General features: G+C 54.2%; 17 protein-coding genes and 1 tRNA gene. 10 read left to right on the forward strand and 8 right to left on the reverse strand.

Annotation, left to right across the window (positions count from 1 at the left end):
• Positions 1 to 126: 126 nt before the first annotated feature.
• From WC612_03385 to WC612_03400, 4 genes are all read right to left on the reverse strand, one after another.
• A complete protein-coding gene (locus tag WC612_03385; protein MFA6279821.1) occupies positions 127 to 525 on the reverse strand; it encodes a hypothetical protein in 399 nt (132 codons plus the stop codon).
• Positions 526 to 621: 96 nt separating this feature from the next.
• Positions 622 to 1,305 carry a lipid-binding SYLF domain-containing protein gene (locus WC612_03390; GenBank protein ID MFA6279822.1) on the reverse strand — a complete coding sequence of 228 codons (684 nt, stop codon included), beginning with the start codon at positions 1,303 to 1,305 and terminating at the stop codon, positions 622 to 624.
• A gap of 34 nt (positions 1,306 to 1,339) precedes the next feature.
• A complete protein-coding gene (locus WC612_03395; protein MFA6279823.1) occupies positions 1,340 to 2,224 on the reverse strand; it encodes an adenosylcobinamide-GDP ribazoletransferase in 885 nt (294 codons plus the stop codon).
• Positions 2,225 to 2,374: 150 nt separating this feature from the next.
• Positions 2,375 to 3,244, reverse strand: a complete 870-nt coding sequence (locus WC612_03400; protein MFA6279824.1) for a hypothetical protein — start codon at positions 3,242 to 3,244, stop codon at positions 2,375 to 2,377.
• Between the two features lie 220 nt (positions 3,245 to 3,464).
• On the opposite strand from WC612_03400, the gene WC612_03405 reads away from it, so the two are divergent.
• The 4 genes from WC612_03405 to WC612_03420 all read left to right on the forward strand — a co-directional run bounded on the left by WC612_03405 (position 3,465) and on the right by WC612_03420 (position 6,668).
• Positions 3,465 to 4,505 (forward strand): rod shape-determining protein, encoded by a 1,041-nt coding sequence (locus tag WC612_03405; protein ID MFA6279825.1) that lies wholly within the window; start codon positions 3,465 to 3,467, stop codon positions 4,503 to 4,505.
• A gap of 241 nt (positions 4,506 to 4,746) precedes the next feature.
• Positions 4,747 to 5,133, forward strand: a complete 387-nt coding sequence (locus tag WC612_03410) for a LapA family protein (protein MFA6279826.1) — start codon at positions 4,747 to 4,749, stop codon at positions 5,131 to 5,133.
• A gap of 4 nt (positions 5,134 to 5,137) precedes the next feature.
• On the forward strand, positions 5,138 to 5,881 hold the full coding sequence (gene pyrF, locus WC612_03415; GenBank protein MFA6279827.1) for an orotidine-5'-phosphate decarboxylase: 744 nt from the start codon (positions 5,138 to 5,140) through the stop codon (positions 5,879 to 5,881).
• Positions 5,817 to 6,668 carry a phosphoribosylanthranilate isomerase gene (locus WC612_03420; GenBank protein ID MFA6279828.1) on the forward strand — a complete coding sequence of 284 codons (852 nt, stop codon included), beginning with the start codon at positions 5,817 to 5,819 and terminating at the stop codon, positions 6,666 to 6,668. Before pyrF ends, WC612_03420 begins: the two co-directional genes overlap by 65 nt.
• Before the next feature lies 1 nt (position 6,669).
• Here WC612_03420 and WC612_03425 read toward each other — a convergent pair whose 3' ends face one another.
• Complete coding sequence (locus WC612_03425; protein MFA6279829.1) at positions 6,670 to 7,047, reverse strand: hypothetical protein; 378 nt, start codon at positions 7,045 to 7,047, stop codon at positions 6,670 to 6,672.
• Positions 7,048 to 7,192: 145 nt separating this feature from the next.
• Complete coding sequence (locus WC612_03430) at positions 7,193 to 8,146, reverse strand: glycosyltransferase family 9 protein (GenBank protein MFA6279830.1); 954 nt, start codon at positions 8,144 to 8,146, stop codon at positions 7,193 to 7,195.
• Positions 8,147 to 8,235: 89 nt separating this feature from the next.
• On the opposite strand from WC612_03430, the gene rnhA reads away from it, so the two are divergent.
• The gene (rnhA, locus tag WC612_03435) at positions 8,236 to 8,679 is read left to right on the forward strand and encodes a ribonuclease HI (GenBank protein MFA6279831.1); all 444 of its coding nucleotides are present in this window, start codon (positions 8,236 to 8,238) and stop codon (positions 8,677 to 8,679) included.
• 64 nt (positions 8,680 to 8,743) lie between these two features.
• On the opposite strand, the gene WC612_03440 is transcribed toward rnhA, so the two are convergent.
• Both WC612_03440 and WC612_03445 read right to left on the reverse strand, forming a co-directional pair.
• Positions 8,744 to 9,244 carry a GNAT family N-acetyltransferase gene (locus tag WC612_03440; protein MFA6279832.1) on the reverse strand — a complete coding sequence of 167 codons (501 nt, stop codon included), beginning with the start codon at positions 9,242 to 9,244 and terminating at the stop codon, positions 8,744 to 8,746.
• Between the two features lie 249 nt (positions 9,245 to 9,493).
• A complete protein-coding gene (locus WC612_03445; protein MFA6279833.1) occupies positions 9,494 to 11,572 on the reverse strand; it encodes a protein-disulfide reductase DsbD domain-containing protein in 2,079 nt (692 codons plus the stop codon).
• Positions 11,573 to 11,666: 94 nt separating this feature from the next.
• Here WC612_03445 and WC612_03450 point away from each other — a divergent pair, with 94 nt between their 5' ends.
• From WC612_03450 to WC612_03470, 5 genes are all read left to right on the forward strand, one after another.
• Complete coding sequence (locus WC612_03450; GenBank protein ID MFA6279834.1) at positions 11,667 to 12,263, forward strand: YqgE/AlgH family protein; 597 nt, start codon at positions 11,667 to 11,669, stop codon at positions 12,261 to 12,263.
• Between the two features lie 87 nt (positions 12,264 to 12,350).
• On the forward strand, positions 12,351 to 13,670 hold the full coding sequence (locus WC612_03455) for a cytochrome ubiquinol oxidase subunit I (protein ID MFA6279835.1): 1,320 nt from the start codon (positions 12,351 to 12,353) through the stop codon (positions 13,668 to 13,670).
• A 12-nt stretch (positions 13,671 to 13,682) separates the two neighbouring features.
• Positions 13,683 to 14,693 (forward strand): cytochrome d ubiquinol oxidase subunit II, encoded by a 1,011-nt coding sequence (locus tag WC612_03460; protein MFA6279836.1) that lies wholly within the window; start codon positions 13,683 to 13,685, stop codon positions 14,691 to 14,693.
• An 11-nt stretch (positions 14,694 to 14,704) separates the two neighbouring features.
• Positions 14,705 to 16,051, forward strand: coding sequence for a TldD/PmbA family protein (locus WC612_03465; protein ID MFA6279837.1), 1,347 nt, complete (start codon positions 14,705 to 14,707; stop codon positions 16,049 to 16,051).
• Between the two features lie 173 nt (positions 16,052 to 16,224).
• Positions 16,225 to 16,299 (forward strand) — tRNA-Thr (locus WC612_03470).
• The last annotated feature ends 383 nt before the right edge of the window (positions 16,300 to 16,682 follow it).

The following is a 16,682-nucleotide window of genomic DNA, read 5'->3' on the forward strand; positions in this document are numbered from 1 at the left end:
GGATGCCCGCTTTCGCGGGCATGACGGTGTTTTTTATGGCGATACTCCCCTTTAGCGTCATCCCCGCGAAAGCGGGGATCCCGTTTTCTTGTTGTTATTACGTGTCAGTTCATAGACGGATTGGTATTAGTGAACCGTCGGGGGCTGTTTCTTATTCCCGCTTTTCATCATCCAAAGCAGAAGCATCCAGAACCATAGCGCACTTTTCTTCTCGTCACGGGGTGTTGGTTCTGGGTTCAGTTCATCTTGCGGCGCGGCGCGGCGTAGCTTCTTGTTTTTGCGTAAAGCCATGTGTTTGGTTTCGATGGCCGTAATTTCGCTGATGACGTCTTGTTCTTTTTCCTGAAGGCCTGCAATTTGCTCCACCCAATGGCTAAGGCGATCCAGCAAAGAGGGGGAAAGGTCGCTGCGTGTTTGTAGCTCTCCGGCCTTGGAACTTAGGTGTTTGATTTTGTTGGTTTGAATACCCCACTTTGTATAAAGATCGTGTAGGCGTTCAAGTTTTTGGGTTAGGATTTTATGCATAGGGAGCCTTTATGAATAGATTAAGTATCCCTATTCATACCAAATCAAGATGAAAAGCCCGTTAAAATGCCCTTCAAAATGTCCCCAAAGGGCTCATTAAGGCATCGCGTTGATCAAAGCCGTTGCGGAAGCAGAGTTTGCCGACACTGTGCGGTTGACCAAAATGTCGCGTGGCTTCACGTTGGAGCCGTAAACCTGCCTATTCCATATGTGGCGCGGCGATATGACAGAGCCTTCAAGTGAGGCCCCGACATAAAGGCCTTGTGACCGCGCAAAGGCGTACATATCAGATTTCAGACCCATGGCGGTGGCGGCATTCACACCTTTGCCAAGCTCACCAACGGCGATACCGGCATCGCCGCCCAACGTGACCTGACGATCCAAAACGGCGTTCAGTCCTTTTTCGGTCATGATCGCGATAACAAACTCGGACGTGCTGCCTCCGATTTGTAGGCCAAAGCTAAGGCCGCCCAGCGTATAGAAGGCAGGCGAACTCCACTTGTTTTGGGCATCGCGCACCAGCATCACGGCGTTGCCGCCTTGCCCGCCAAGGATGAAGGCCGCACGAATCTGGTTGGGAACGATCAGGATGGCTTTAGCGCGTGAGGCTAGGTCAACGAGGCCCGGATATTGGTTATCGCTAAGCATGGACTTAAAGGTAATGCGCGAGCGGTCCATCAGTTGATCGGGCTCGCTCCCAAACTCGCCTGCGCTACGGCAGCCGGTCAGAGAAATGAGGGCCACAAAAGCCAGAAGCAGGGAGCGGTTTAAAAAGCGCATAGAAAGTTCCTCCATTTTTGAAAAAAAGAAAGGGCTATTGCAACGCTAGAATGACGCCCAAGATGGTGATTTCGACGATTTCCTGTAAGGATCCCATCAGCGGGCCGTTATAGCCGCGCAAATGGTTGGCTCCTAGAAGGGCGACCAGCAATCCTGCGCCCGTCCCGATAGCCAGCGCATAGGTGGCGTAGGAGCCCAAGACGGCAAAGGCGATGATCCCACCCAAAGCGAGAGCCAGCAACATGCGCAGGGCAGGCGGCTGTTGGAAGTAATCCGCAACGGGATCGCCAGGAATCGGGCGCAGCCATGAGGCCATCACGACCATCATCGCGCGTGACCAGCACGCCGAAGTGATGAGGGCTTGAAAGACGATGTCGTTGTCGCTCAGGCTGGCGATGGCACCGATTTTCATAATGATCACAAGGATAACGGCAAGGGTTCCATATTGAACCGACCGTTCTTCTTTAAGCCAGCCAATGCCTTGGTCCTTGTCAAAGCTGCGGCCATAGAGATTGGCCATGCTGGCGAATTCTTCTTCATGCAAAGCGCGTGTTATCCAAAGCATGCTGATGACGGCGAAAGCCGATGTGATAATGCCTGGAAGACCTATTTGCGTCATGATCCAGTCAACGCTTGCACCAAAGACACCAATGGCCGCGCCGATAAGGGGGAACCAGACCATGGCTTTGCGAATAAAGCGGGGCCTTGGGGTTTCTTTCAGGCGCAGATTGAGACGAGTCAAATAGTTGATGGCAATGACGATTTCCACCCAAAGAGTCTCTGCCGATGGCGCATTCATCGTAATCACGGGCGGCGATTTCAGTGGCGTTCCCGTAGGCGCAGGCGCGGACTCAACCGTTTCGGCTGGTGTTTGAGCCTCTGGCGAATCGGGCGGCGTGGGGTCAAGTGGATCGGTCATACCTACAGTTATAATGGATTATGGTAAAAACGCAATCGGGATTGGGGCTGAGTTTTTGTTTTTGTCGGCAGAGGTCGCGGTCCCGCCAAGGCGATCACCCCTGAAAAAACAAAGACAAAGGTTAACAACAATCCTTTGGCTTCCAATACCTCAAGAACAGGAGGGAACGGGCATGGCGGAGTCCGTTACATGGGCCTGAATGATTTTCATCAAGGCTGTTTTTCTTGCCGTATAGTGGTCAGATCCAAGAGGCAACAAGTGATGTTCATAACCGCGTTTTGGCTGTCTGCCCCACAGGATAAGCCTTTCTTGAAGGGATAGGCTCCCCGTTTCCTCTTGCGCATGAATAACGCAATGCGTGAACGGGGTTGCGGTTGTAAGGGTCGCCGCACCTTCCAGAAGGGCAACAGCCTCATCCACTTTTTCCATTCCTTTTCTATAAACGGAAATGTCGGCCTTATCCTTACCGATCATGACGAGCCGTGTGCCGTGAGGAGCCCTGTCATAGGTGTTGTCAAAGAGCGCCCCAGCATAAGCAGCACCAGAAAGGGTTGCATAAAGCTGGTGAGCAAGAACATAAGTTTCTGCCTTGTCCGACATTGTCAATGTCGTGAGCGGAGCGCGAATATGGGGGGAATAGACTTTGCCATCCCCTGAGATCGTCAAATGAAGCCCCTGCAAGTTAGACGGCGCATGAATGACCGTCACGGCGTCTTTCGGTTGATAGAAAACGAACTGATCCTTTTGCTCATCGATCATGGCGGGAGAAGTCTCATTGAGACAGGCGTAATCATAGATTTTAATGGTAGGGTTTTTCTTAGCGTGTTTTGATTCTTTTACTGGTTGGATATAGACGGTTCCCTCGATATTCAGCCGAAGCGTGCGGATAGAACCGGAGTTAGATGACCACGAATACTTTTGTTTTCCGCCTTCAAGCAGGCGGGCTGATGCGCTTTTCCCCGCTGAATCAAGAAAGGCCTCACGGACCAAGGCTTGAAAGGATTGCTTGATGGGGCTCATGTCTATGACCTTTTTGATAGGAGTTATAATCAACAAGGCCATACCTTATCAAAACATCCCGCCTATTGAAAACAATTGCTTATGGTTAATGGTTGCATGGTTTATGGGCAACATTCAAATCCTTACAACGATCCTCTTGCTTCCAAGGCCATAGGGTGCGAAAAAGAGGCGGTTTTGCTAAGGGCTGCTTGGCCTGTTTTTATCATGGGTTGAAACATCAATGTTTTCCAATTTGTTAGGGTTGCTCTCCGCCGACATGGGCATCGATCTGGGTACGGCCAACACGCTGGTCTATGTGAAGGGGCGCGGAATCGTTTTGAATGAGCCGTCCGTTGTCGCTATCGCAACCTCACGCGGCAAGCGTCAAGTGCTGGCCGTTGGCGATGAAGCCAAGCTGATGCTGGGGCGCACACCGGGTAACATTCAAGCCATTCGCCCGCTGCGCGATGGCGTGATCGCGGACTTTGAAGTCGCGGAAGAAATGATCAAGCACTTCATTCGCAAAGTGCATAACCGTCGCAGCTTTGCGAACCCGCAGATTATCATTTGCGTGCCGTCAGGCTCGACGGCGGTTGAGCGTCGCGCGATTCAGGAGTCGGCAGAGTCCGCTGGTGCAAGGCGCGTGTTCTTGATTGAGGAGCCGATGGCCGCCGCGATTGGCGCAGGCCTTCCCGTGACAGAGCCTACGGGTTCCATGGTTGTCGATATTGGCGGGGGCACGACCGAGGTTGCGGTTCTTTCGCTTGGCGGTATTGTCTATTCGCGCTCGGTGCGCGTGGGCGGCGATAAGCTGGATGAAGCGATCATCAACTATATCCGCCGCTATCACAATCTGCTGATCGGTGAGAGCACGGCGGAGCGCATCAAGAAGGAAATCGGTTCCGCTTCACCTCCCGAAGATGGCGAAGGCCGCGTATCGGAAATCAAGGGCCGCGATTTGATGTACGGCGTGCCCAAGGAAATCGTGATCACAGAGCGTCAGATTGCCGAAAGCCTGTCTGAGCCTGTGAGCGCGATTTTGGAAGCTGTGAAGGTTGCGCTTGAAAACACCGCGCCGGAACTGGCCGCCGATATCGTGGATAAGGGTATCGTTTTGACGGGCGGCGGCGCTTTGCTTCGCAACCTCGATCTCGTTTTGCGTCATGCGACGGGTCTTCCTGTTTCGGTGGCTGAGGATCCTTTGTCCTGCGTTGCGCTGGGCACTGGCCGCGCTTTAGAGGAAATGCACGTTCTGAAGAACCTGCTGGTCGGCGGGTACTAAAGTCTAGGCTTTATAAAAGCACCTACCGTCATCCCCGCGAATGCGGGGATCCAGCTGCGAGCGATAGCGAGCGTATGAGTCAAAAATGAAAAACAAGCGCTGTTGTGAAGTTTTTTTGAGTCTTATGCCGCGCAGACGCGCGGCGCTGGATTCCCGCCTTCGCGGGAATGACGCTGTAGTGGTAATGTATTTTGTGTGCGTTAATCCCTTGGACTTTTTCCCTTAACGAAAGGGGTATCCTATGCGTCTTCTGACATGGTTTCTTACGCTGCCGATCTTTGTCGCGGTGGTTGTCTTTATCCTTCAAAACCGGCTTCAGGTCGCGATTAGCTTCTGGCCCTTCGATTTCGAAGCCACGATGCCCGTGTCCGTCCTCTCTCTGGGTCTTTTGATCGTGGGCTTTGTGATGGGCAGCCTTATGACGGGCGTGGCCGTGTTCCGCTCTGGCTGGCAAGCGCGGCGCTTACGCGGCGAAGTTGCCAAGCTGCAGGAGCAACTCAAAGAAAAAGACAACGCGCCGCTTTCTTGCGAGCCGACGATCCTTTACAAGGGTCGCTATCAAACTGTTTCAACCCTTGAAAAATCTGCGCCCCGCTCTTGGTGGTCGCGCCTTTGGAGGAAAGGATAATATCATGATCAATCCCGTTTTTTGCGCTATCGATACTTCGGATCCCGTTAAGGCTCTCGTGCTTGCTACGCAGCTGAAAGGCAAAGTTGGCGGGCTCAAGGTCGGCCTTGAATACATGATGGCCAACGGACCGCAGGGTTATGCCCAATTCGCGGCGCTGGGTCTGCCTTTGTTTGTCGATGTCAAGCTGCACGATATTCCCAACACGGTGGCGGGCGCGGTGACCTCGCTGCTGCCGCTGCAAGCCGACTTTATCACGATCCACACCGGCGGCGGCGCGGGTATGATGCGCGCGGCGGCTGAGGCAGCTGCGAAGGCCACGGGTAAGCGTCCCAAGCTCTTGGGCGTGACGGTTCTCACCAGCATGGACGCGGGCGATTTGAAAGCCGTTGGGCAAGAGGCCGACACGGCGGCGCAGGTGGAGCGTCTGGCGCTGCTGGCCAAGGAAAGCGGCCTTGATGGCATCGTGTGTTCTCCGGCAGAAGTCGTGCGGCTTCGCGCTTTGTGCGGGCCTGATTTCACGTTGATGGTTCCGGGGATTCGCCCCGTCTGGGCGGCGGCGAACGATCAAAAGCGCATCATGACGCCGCGTGAGGCTGTCATGGCGGGCGCGAGCTATCTTGTCATCGGAAGACCCATAACGGGCGCGGCGGATCCTGCCGAGGCCGCGCAAAGGATAACGGATGAAATCTTCGCCTCGTGTTGCGATGAAAAGAAAAGCTCCTGCGGCTGTGGCTGTTGCTGCTAAAATATGCGGCCTGTCGGATGAGGCGGCTCTTCGCGCGGCGATAGAAGGCGGCGCGGCCTATCTTGGCTTTGTCTTTATCCCAGAATCCAAGCGGGCGATTACCGTCGATCAAACGTTGGCGCTTTTGCAAACGCTGCCGCAACCGACTTTGTGCCGGTTTGTGACAGCTCATCCTTTATCGTCATTGCGAGGAGCGAAGGCGACGAAGCAATCCAGCGACGCGGCGTCTGCCGCGCAAGAGAGTCTTATGCCTCGCGGACGCTCGGCCTCTGGATCGCCACGCTCCGACTTCGTCTCCGCTCGCGATGACGGTAATGGGCTCGTCCTTGTCGCGCTGCTACGCGACCCGACCGATGAGCAGGTTGGGGATATTCTACGCCTCAAGCCTCTTCTTGGGCTTATTCAATTGCATGGGAGTGAGACGCCGCAGCGCGTCGCCGCGATCCGTAAGGCGGCGGGCGTGCCTGTCATGAAGGCGATAGCCGTGGCGGATAAGGGCGATTTGGCCGCCGTTTTAGCCTACGAAAAAGTGTCCGATATGCTGCTGTTTGATACCAAAATCGGCACGAAATCGGGCGGTACGGGGCAGCGTTTTGACTGGTCGATTCTGAAAGGCCTAAAAGCCCAAAAACCATGGATGCTGGCGGGTGGCCTGAACGCGGAAAACGTGCGCGAAGCGATCAGCGTAACGGGCGCAAAAATTGTCGACGTGTCGTCAAGCGTTGAAACGCGCACAAAAAAAGATCCGGATAAAATCCGGATCTTTTTAGCAAGGCTTTCTTCTTAATTTAGGATGGAGAGCAAATCATTACTGCTGAGCCATATTTTTTATTGGCAGCCGCAATCTTGGCATCATTGATCTTTCTTACGCGCTCTACCTCGGCCATCTTATTCTTTTCTGTGATCAGGGTATCGAGGAACGGAACGAAGCTCTTGCCAAAATACTTGGCGGCACGAGTCTCAAAGGCTCTAATCGATTTCGTCACATTTCCTGTCGTCAAGCTCAGACAAGAGGCAAGTTCCCAAGGCAAATAGCCGGTTGTTCTAAAAACGGCATCAGCCGCCGCACTAAACTCCTGACGAACCATTCTGGAATTCATGTCCGATCCTTTTGTATTGGCTAGTTTTGCGACAGCTTTCAATTTCTTTTCTAACTGACTGGTCATGATGCTTTCCCTTTGTAATTTGGCTGCGTTTCGGCGTGTTGAAACTTTCGAGGGTCAGCCTAAAACAGCCTAACGGAGGGGATCAATAATAAAAATTACTTTCACGCGGGAAATAAGGACAGAAAGTTGTTTATAACAGCCTCTGTTAACCATCTTTCTTGATGAGTCCTTGGGCCGCGTCATAAACCGCCGCGACGGTAAGGCTTCCCATGAGCAGCGGCGCGAACGCGCCCGCATAGGGCAAGCGGGCGAAAAGCTCGCTTGCGCTTTCGGGCGTGCGGACGATGGCTGTCTTTTCGCCCCACGGGCCATAGATGTTTTCATGGCCGGGCCCGAACAGACCCAAGGTGGGCGTGCCCATGGCCGCCGCGATGTGCATCAGGCCGGAATCGTTGCCGATAAACAGTCGCGCCTTTTGAAGGCAAGCCGCGACGGTCAAAAGGTCGTTGCCGATGGCATCGATGATCCTGCCCGCTGGAAAAGCATTCAATAGCGGCAAGAGTTGTTCACGCTCATGCGGCGCGGCGACGATCAGGAGCTTGGCCTCGGCCAAAGGCTCACCCTCTGCCGTCAGCTTCTTGGCAAGCTCGATAAAGCACTCAATAGGCCATTGCTTGGGCGGCCAGTTAGCGGCAGGTGCAAGGGCAAGAAGGGGCTGCGTGAGACCGGAGGGGATCAGCGCTTCGGCGCGCAGTTTAGCCGTTTTATCCAGCCACAGACGCGGCGCAGGCGGCGGGGACAGGTTAAGGAGGCTCGCAAGATCCTCGACCTTATGGCGGCCAGAGGGCTGTGCGGGTTTATAGGCTTTGCGCTGCGCCAGCAGCAATCGCGCCACAAGGCTGTTGCGTAGATCGACGATCAGATCCCACCGTGTGCCGATGCACTGCTGCCACAGATCAAACCAGTGGCCGTGGTATTTTTTCTTTTTAAGAACGATAAGGCGCTCAAGGCGCGGGACGGCGCGAAAGAGATCGGCGGCCACGGGGCCACAGACGATTGTAAACCGCGCCTTGGGATGGGCGGCCTCTAGCCACGCCAAAAGCCCCGTTGTTAAAACGGCATCGCCAATGCGGTTCGAAGAGATAAAGAGAATACGCAAAAGAGACTTCTTTCATTCGCAAGGGTGACTTTGGGGAGAATCGTGCTGTATAATCTAGTGCAGGAAAACCCTTTACTACGGAAATCGTTATGACGAAAACCCATGACATTGTCGAGATTTTTACAGATGGCGCGTGCAGCGGCAATCCGGGCCCTGGGGGCTGGGGCGCTTTGCTGCGCTATAAAGGCTCAGAAAAGGAGCTATCGGGCGGCGAGGCCGAGACGACCAACAACCGCATGGAGATGACGGCGGCGATTATGGCGCTGGAATCGCTTAAGCGCCCGTCCAAGGTGAAGCTGACGACCGATAGCCAGTACGTTAAGGACGGCCTGACCAAATGGATGGCGGGCTGGATTAGGAATGGTTGGAAAACCGCCGACAAAAAGCCCGTTAAAAACGTCGATTTGTGGCAACGTTTGCAAGCCGCCAGCCAGCCGCATGATTTGGAGATTCACTGGGTGCGCGGCCATACGGGCCACCCCGATAACGAGCGCGTCGATGCCCTTGCCGTCGCCGCGATTGTGCGGGGGTAGGGAGCCATCGCCCCGTTTTCGTCATGGGCGCACGCCCTAATTTAGATTTTCAATCGCTTTGAGCTTACAACTCGGAATAATAGAGGTCGCGAAGAAAGCCGTTGCTAAGGTGAGACTTCTTCATAAATTTCAGGCCTAACCTTTGAATGCTTTTTAGGCTCGCAACATTATCTGGATGAGCCATCGTTATTATGTGTTTAAACCCGATATCTCTTGCCAAGTTAAATTGCAATTGCATAAGGTTATATTGTATTTTTTGTCCTCTGTATTCGGACAAAACAAGATTACCGCCGAGTTCACAAACTTTTTCACTGGAAAGCCCCATTTCCTCTTTATACGATTTGAGCATCTCTTGTTGAACGTATAATTGGGCAATTCCCGCTAGTGTTTCTCCGTCATAGGCACCATGAAGCAAGGCATAGGACTCATCGTAAAGACTGTCTAATTCCCATTCTTCATACGGAATAAAAAATTCAGGCGGTGTAGCGGCAAGTACGTTGGAAATGAGCGTTCTCAATTGTTGCTCATCAGACTTTCTGACTTTTTTATACGTTAGGTCTTTCATTGCCGCTCCTGTTTACTGCTATCCAAACTGCCCTTATCAATCTAAACCACAATAACCCCTCTAAAACAACCGGCATTCAACCATTACCAATGTGTAAAGTGATCATAAGAAAGAAAACCAAACGGGATTCCCGCTTGCGCGGGAATGACGGGTTTTGTGTTTGGTTTTAACCCATAATTGTCATCCCCGCGAAAGCGGGGATCCCGTTTTCTTATTTTTCTTTGTGGATCAGTTCACTGGTGGATTGCTCTAACACGCTTCGCCTTGTTGGCAGGCTTTGGCTTTGTCGAGAGCCTGAAGGACGCTGGCTTTCGTCAAAAGCTCGGGCAAGGCGATGCCTTGCGGCGCACGCGGGCCAAAGACGATGTTGAACGGAATCCCATAGGATCCGTGCCTGTGCAGAAAATCCGTAATGACGGGATCGGGGCTTGTCCAGTCGGCTTGCTGCGTCACGATGCCGTCTTGCCCGAAGAGGCGGCTAGAGACTTCCTCTTGCCCTAAAACAACGCGCTTGTTGTATTTGCAGGTCAAGCACCAGTCGGCGGTTACATCGACAAAAACGGTTTTGCCCTCGCTGACGGCGCTGGCGATGGCCTTCTCATTAAACGGCGTCCAGATCCCTGACTCCTTTTGCAATGAGAGCGGAATCGAAGCGAGCGTCGCGATGGACAAGGACGCGATGAGCGCCCCGCCAATGGCCCACGGAACCAGAACGCGCAGGATGTTTTTGTGCCTTAGATACAGGGCAAAGAGAATTCCTGCCATCGCCATGCTGATAAGAACGAAAGGCCAATAGCCTGTTTGCGCCCGCACGACGATAAGAAGCCAAACCGCTGTTCCCAAAAGGCCAAAGCCCAAAACGCGGGTGAGGGTGTTCATCCAGTTGCCCGCTTTGGGCAGGGCGCTGGCGAGGTGCGGCCATAGCGCGATGGCCAGATAGGGCAGCGCCATGCCGATGCCCAAGGCTAAAAACACGGCCACGATCGTAACGCTTCCCGCTGCGAGGGCAAAGCCGATGGCCGTGCCAAGGAATGGCGCGGAGCAAGGCGTGGCGAGCAGCGTCGCCAGCATGCCGCCCGCAAAATCGCCCGCCAGTTTGGGATGGCGAGACGTATCGACCCTATCCAAAATAAAGCGTGGCAGCGAGATTTCGAAAAAGCCCCACAGGTTCGCGGTGAAAAAGGTTAAAAGGGCGATCATAAAGACCAGAAAAGCGGGCTGCTGGAATTGTACGCCCCAGCCAAAGGCTTGGCCTGACTCTTTAAGCGCGATGGTGGTGGCGGCCAGAAGCCCAAACGAAAACACGATGCCTCCGGCCGAGGCTAGAAAGGAATGACGCACAACGTCTTTGTGCTTGCCAGCGTGTTTGATGACGGACAAGATTTTGATCGACAGGACGGGCAGCACGCAGGGCATAAGGTTTAGAATAAAGCCGCCCAGAAGAGCCAACAAAACAATCGTCCAAAAGGGTAGGGGCGATGAGGGGATGGCGGCGTCGGCTAAGGTGGGCGCGGCGGATGGTGGCACTAAGGTTATTTCTCGCGCCGCGGCGCCGTTTGTCAGCGTGATCGTCAAAGGAAGGTCTGTCAGTGATGCGCCTTCCGGTAACGGGCTTAGCAAACTGGCCGTTAGCGTCGCGCCGTGGCCATCGGGGGCGGGGATAAGGCTGGGCTTGGAAAAGGCAAGCTCGTCGCCGCTTTCAATAAAGAGGTCGGGATTTTGCAAAGCGTCTTTGGTGATGAAGGTTACTTGAACAGTGTTGCTCCCAAGCGTTGTTTTTAGATTTGATAAAGCGGAGGTGTCTTGCGTGGTGGGAAGGCTGCCTGTGGCCGCCTTGATCAATGCCTTTTCTTCGCCTTTCGGTGACGCTGGCGTCAGCGCCAGATCAAAATGGCGCGGCACGCATAGGGTGCTGCACGTCAAAATATCAAGGCTGGCTTGTAGCGCCATTTCCTTAGCAGCTTCTTTTTTAAGAATGCGCAGGGGCAGGGTGACGTGGCCATTATAGCCTATTGTCTCCATCCCCATCAGGGTCAAGCGACGAGGGGCTGGGTAGAGAATGGTCAAGGACTCGATATTCTCCGATCCGTCCGTTGTGATGGCTGGCGGCGTGCCCGCCTCGCCCGCGCTGCGCCAATAAATATGCCAGCCCTCATCAAGTTGAATCTCAAGGCCGAGCGTTATTTCTTTGTTATTCGATGACAAATCATCGCCGTCGATCAACCGAACGGCAATGCCGTCTTCGCGCTGCCAGTCGCTGGCCGCCGCCCAAAGGGGCGCGGGCGAAAGGGCAAGGAGGAGAAAAAAGAGGGAGATCAGGCGATTCATAACGTTTCCTTGGTGTAGGCAGGACTTTGGGCATTGCTCTTTTCCTATGATGCAATAGAATAGTTAAAAAACAACCATGAAAATGGGGCGACCGTTGGGCAAGAAAGCAGACAAAACCAAAGCGTTTTTTGAGGAACAAAACTGGCTTACGGGTCAGATGTTGGTCGCTATGCCTTCCATGATCGATCCGCGCTTTGAAAAAACCGTCGTGCTGATTTGCTCGCATGGCCCCGAAGGCGCTATGGGCATCGTGGTCAACCGTTTGTTTGGTGATTTAGATTTTGGCGGCCTTCTCAATCAATTTGGTATCGAGTTGCCCCCCAATGCGCCTGAACACCTTGTCTATTACGGCGGGCCGGTTGAGCCTGTGCGCGGTTTTGTTCTGCATTCCTCGGACTATGATAGTGAAGCGACGACACGGATTTCGCCAACTCTCCACCTGACGGCAACTGTTGAAATCTTGCGCGCGTTAACGGAAGGCGCGGGGCCAGAGCGCTCCTTGCTGGTTTTGGGCTATGCCGGATGGTCGGCAGGGCAGCTAGAGGCCGAGATTCAGGGCAATGGCTGGCTCACCGCGCCAGCAGACCTCACCATTCTTTTTGATGCCGATATTGAAAGCAAATGGCGGCTTGCGCTGTCATCCATTGGCGTCAGTCCCACGATGCTGTCCAGCGATGTCGGGCACGCTTGAGGGAGAGGCTTTCTTAACCAAACCCTAACGATTTTCTCGTCATTTACCTAAAGATTCCTTCACTACCTATTGAATGAGGAACCCGCGATGGTTGATCTTGATCCTGTCCTTTTGGCGCGTATCCAGTTCGCGGCCAATATCACCTTTCACATCGTCTTTCCGTCCACGACCATCGCGCTCGGATGGCTGTTGTTTTATTTCAAGAGGCGCTTTGCCGCGACGAAAAATGCCGCGTGGATGGATACCTATTTCTTTTGGACAAAGATTTTCGCGTTGTGCTTCGCCATGGGCGTCGTGTCGGGCATCACCATGTCCTTTCAATTCGGCACGAATTGGCCCGGCTTTATGAACACGATTGGCAATATCGCGGGGCCTTTGCTGGGGTATGAGATTCTCACGGCCTTTTTCCTGGAGGCCACGTTTTTGGGCATTATGCTGTATGGGTTTAAGCGCGTGTCGGCGTTCGTTCACGACCTTGCGACATTCCTTGTCGCGGCGGGGACGACCTTTTCGGCCTTTTGGATTCTGTGCCTTGATAGCTGGATGCAAACGCCCGTTGGGTTTGAGATGATTAATGGCAAGGCGCACGCGACGGATTGGGCGGCGATCTTGTGGAACCCGTCCATGCCGTACCGCATGGTGCATATGCTTTTGGCCTCTGGCCTGACGGCGGCTTTTTTGGTCGCGGGTATTTCAGCCTATCGCTGGCTGCGCGGTGATCGTGGCGTGGCGGTTATGAACGCGCTGAAGACTGGCGTTTATTTGGCAGCGGTTTTGATCCCCTTGCAGGTTCTCGCGGGCGATCAGCATGGCTTGAATACCCTTCAATACCAGCCGCAGAAGGTCGCCGCGATGGAAGGCCTGTGGCATACAGAAAAAGGAGCGCCGTTTGTTCTATTTGGCTGGCCGGATAAGGAAACGCACAGCAATTTATGGGCGCTGGAGATTCCCAAAGTGGCGAGCTTGATCCTCACCCATGATCTGAATGGTGAGCTAAAAGGACTCAACGAGTTCGAAGGCAAGTCGCCGCCTGTTGCGCCTGTGTTTTGGTCCTTCCGTTTGATGGTCGGGCTTGGCGGGCTGATGGGGCTGATCTCATGGGCGGCCGCGTATCAGTTGAAACGCAAAAAGACCCTGACGCCGCTGGTGGCCAAGGCGCTTGTTGCCATGACCTTTTCGGGGTGGGTAGCCACGATCCTTGGCTGGTACGTCACGGAAATAGGGCGGCAGCCATGGCTTGTGCAAAATGTTCTGCTCACGGCGGATGCGGCCTCAAAAGTTCCGCCGCCGATGATCGGCCTTTCTCTGATCGCGTATTTGATTGTGTATGGCGTCCTGATGACGGCCTTTATCAAGACGCTTTTCCATATGGCGCGTAAAGGTTCAACAGAGGCCACGGCTCACTAAGGAAAGGATCCGATGATGGAAATCTTTGAAAACGGCCAGTGGTTGCCTTTGGCCTTCGCGCTTTTGATCGCCGTGGCGGTTTTGGTATACGCCGTGTTGGATGGCTATGATCTGGGCGTCGGCATTTTGATGCAATATGCCTTGCCACAAGAACAAGACAGGATGATCGCGTCCATCGGACCTTTTTGGGATGCAAATGAAACGTGGCTTGTTTTGGCGGTGGGGCTATTGCTGATTGCGTTTCCAGAAGCGAATGGCATCGTTTTAGGTCATCTTTATTTGCCGACCTGCTTGATGTTGCTGGGGCTTATTGTGCGTGGTGTGTCCTTTGACTTTCGCTCTAAGGCTGACGTGAAGGCCAAAGGCCGCTGGAACCGCGCCTTTACGGGCGGCTCCTTTCTGGTTGCGATCACGCAAGGCTATATGGTGGGGTCTTATATCCTTGGGTTTGAGAAAGGTGTGGGGCCGCTTCTGTTTTGCCTCATGACGGGGCTTTTTGTCGCGGCGGCCTATAGCCTTATCGGCGCGGCTTGGCTGATTATGAAAACGGACGGCGCGTTGCAGAAAAAAGCGATAGCTTGGGCGGGCACGGCGCTTAAAGGGACGGCGGCAGGAATTGCCCTTGTATCGATCACGACGCCACTGGCCAGCGCGCATGTGCTGGCACGTTGGACAACATTTCCCGATGCGTTTATTCTCGCCCCCTTGCCGCTTATCGTGCTGGGTCTTGTCGCGGGTCTGCGTTACTGCCTTAAGCGGCTGTCCCATGCGCCAACGATTAGGCAGTGGAGGCCGTTCGCCATGACGGTGGGACTTTTCCTGACGAGCCTTATCGCTCTGGCCTATAGCTTTTATCCCTATATCATTCCGGGACAGCTTAAAATCGTGGACGCGGCCAGTGCGCCGGAATCGCTTATGATCATTTTGGTGGGCGCTTTGATTGTTTTGCCTCTTTTGATCGGCTATACCTTTTTCGCGTACAAAGTCTTTCACGGCAAAGCGGATGAGCTAAGCTATAATTAAAAAAGGGCGCTATGACTTTTGATGTTTCTAAGGCCCAGCAACAGCTGGACAATATGATGCAAAGCGCCCGCCGTGCGGGCGCAGACAGCGCGGATGCGCTTTTGGTGGAGGGGCGCTCAATCAGTGTCGCGTGGCATGACCACAAGCTTGAATCGCTAGAGCATGCCGAAGGCGGCGATGTCGGCCTTCGCGTTTTGGTGGGACATAGGCAAGCGTCTGTGGCCAGCTCGGATCGCAGCCCTGCGGCTCTTGCGGCGCTTGTGGAGCGTGCCGTAGCAATGGCCAAGGCGGCAGCTGAGGATCCCTTTTGCGGCATTGCTGCGCCTGACGAAATTGCCACGTCCTTTCCTGCGTTGGAAATGGCGGATGATTATCAGATTGAGCCGCCCGCGCTTCTTGCGTGGGCTAAGGAGGCAGAGGATGCCGCTCTGTCGGTTGAGGGCATCGCGCAGTGCGAAAGCGCGGATGCGGGCTGTGGCCAGTCCACGGTCGTGATGGCGGCCAGCAATGGCTTTGCGGGGCATTATCGCCGCACGCACTATTCCATCAGCGCGGTGGCGCTGGCGGGACGCGGCACGGCGATGGAGCGTGATTACGATTTTGCCTCAACCGTTTTTCAAAGCGATTTGCCCAGCGCCGCCGCGATTGGGCGCAAGGCGGCGGAAAAAACGTTGGCGAACCTTGGTGCGCGCAAGATGTCCAGCTGCGCTGCGCCTGTTGTTTTCTCACCGCATGTTTCCCATGAGCTGTTGGGTTCCTTTGTCGATGCCATTCGTGGCAGCGCGGTGGCGCGAGGCACAAGCTTTTTGATGGAGGGCTTGGGGCAAAAGATTTTTCCGGACGCGATCACGATCATCGACGACCCTTTCCGTGCAAGGGGCTTGCGCTCCAAGCTTTTTGACGGCGAGGGTCTTGCGCCGCAACGACGCACGATTGTGGATCAAGGCACGCTCACGACGTGGCTTTTGGATCTTCGCTCTGGCAGGCAGTTGGGGATGAAAAGCACGGGTCATGCCTCACGCGGGACGACGGGCGTGCCCTCGCCGTCGGCGACGAACTTTTATATGGAAGGCGGCGCGGTTAGCCCCGACGATCTTATCAAGGACATTAAAACGGGTTTTTATGTCACCGAAATGATGGGGATGGGCGTGAACGATGTGACGGGCGATTTCTCGCAGGCCGCACGAGGCTTTTGGATTGAGAATGGCGCGATTGTTTTCCCTGTCTCGGAAATGACGGTGGCGGGTAATTTGAAGACGATGTTCAAGAATCTAACGGCGGCGGATGACCTGACCTTCCGTTATGGGGTCGATGCCCCAACCTTGCGGATTGAGGGGATGACCATCGCGGGGCTGTAAGGGATTCGCTTGAGTCTGTGGCTTTTTCTGGCGCTTTTGCACCCTGTTAATCCTAAAAAGGGGGTTGAGGGGTAAAAAACGCGCACTGACAGTTGACGCCGACGCAGGGAATCGTTAAGAGCTTCCATCCATCTGTTTCGAGGATGTTCCGCAGGTTAAGGCAGGAGCGGGTGGCCGTTGTAGCTCAGCGGTAGAGCAGGGCTTTCGTAAAGCCAAGGTCGGGAGTTCAATTCTCTCCAACGGCACCATTAAAACACGGGGCATTTGCCCCGTTTTTTAATGGGCGGAGGGAATTGAACTCCCGACAAAACAAAGAAATATAAAAGAAGAAACCAAACGGGATGCCCGTTTTCCCCCTACGCTGCTTCGCAGCTTCGGCGCGACAGGTCGCGGGGATGACGCGTGTGGATTGATATAGCCTACGTCAGATAAAATGATTCAAAAAAACTGGATCCCCGCTTTCGCGGGGATGACGGTAAGGGGTTAAATTAAAACATAAATCCTGTCATTCCCGCGAAAGCGGGAATCCAGTTTGTTTTCTTTTTTTATGATCACTTTATCGGAGATAGGCTATATTAAAAACAAATCCGTCATTCCCGCCCCGCACTTGATGCGGGGCGGGCTCCAGCGG

Source organism: Bdellovibrionales bacterium, assembly GCA_041662785.1.
Classification (GTDB): Bacteria; Pseudomonadota; Alphaproteobacteria; order UBA9219; family UBA9219; genus UBA8914.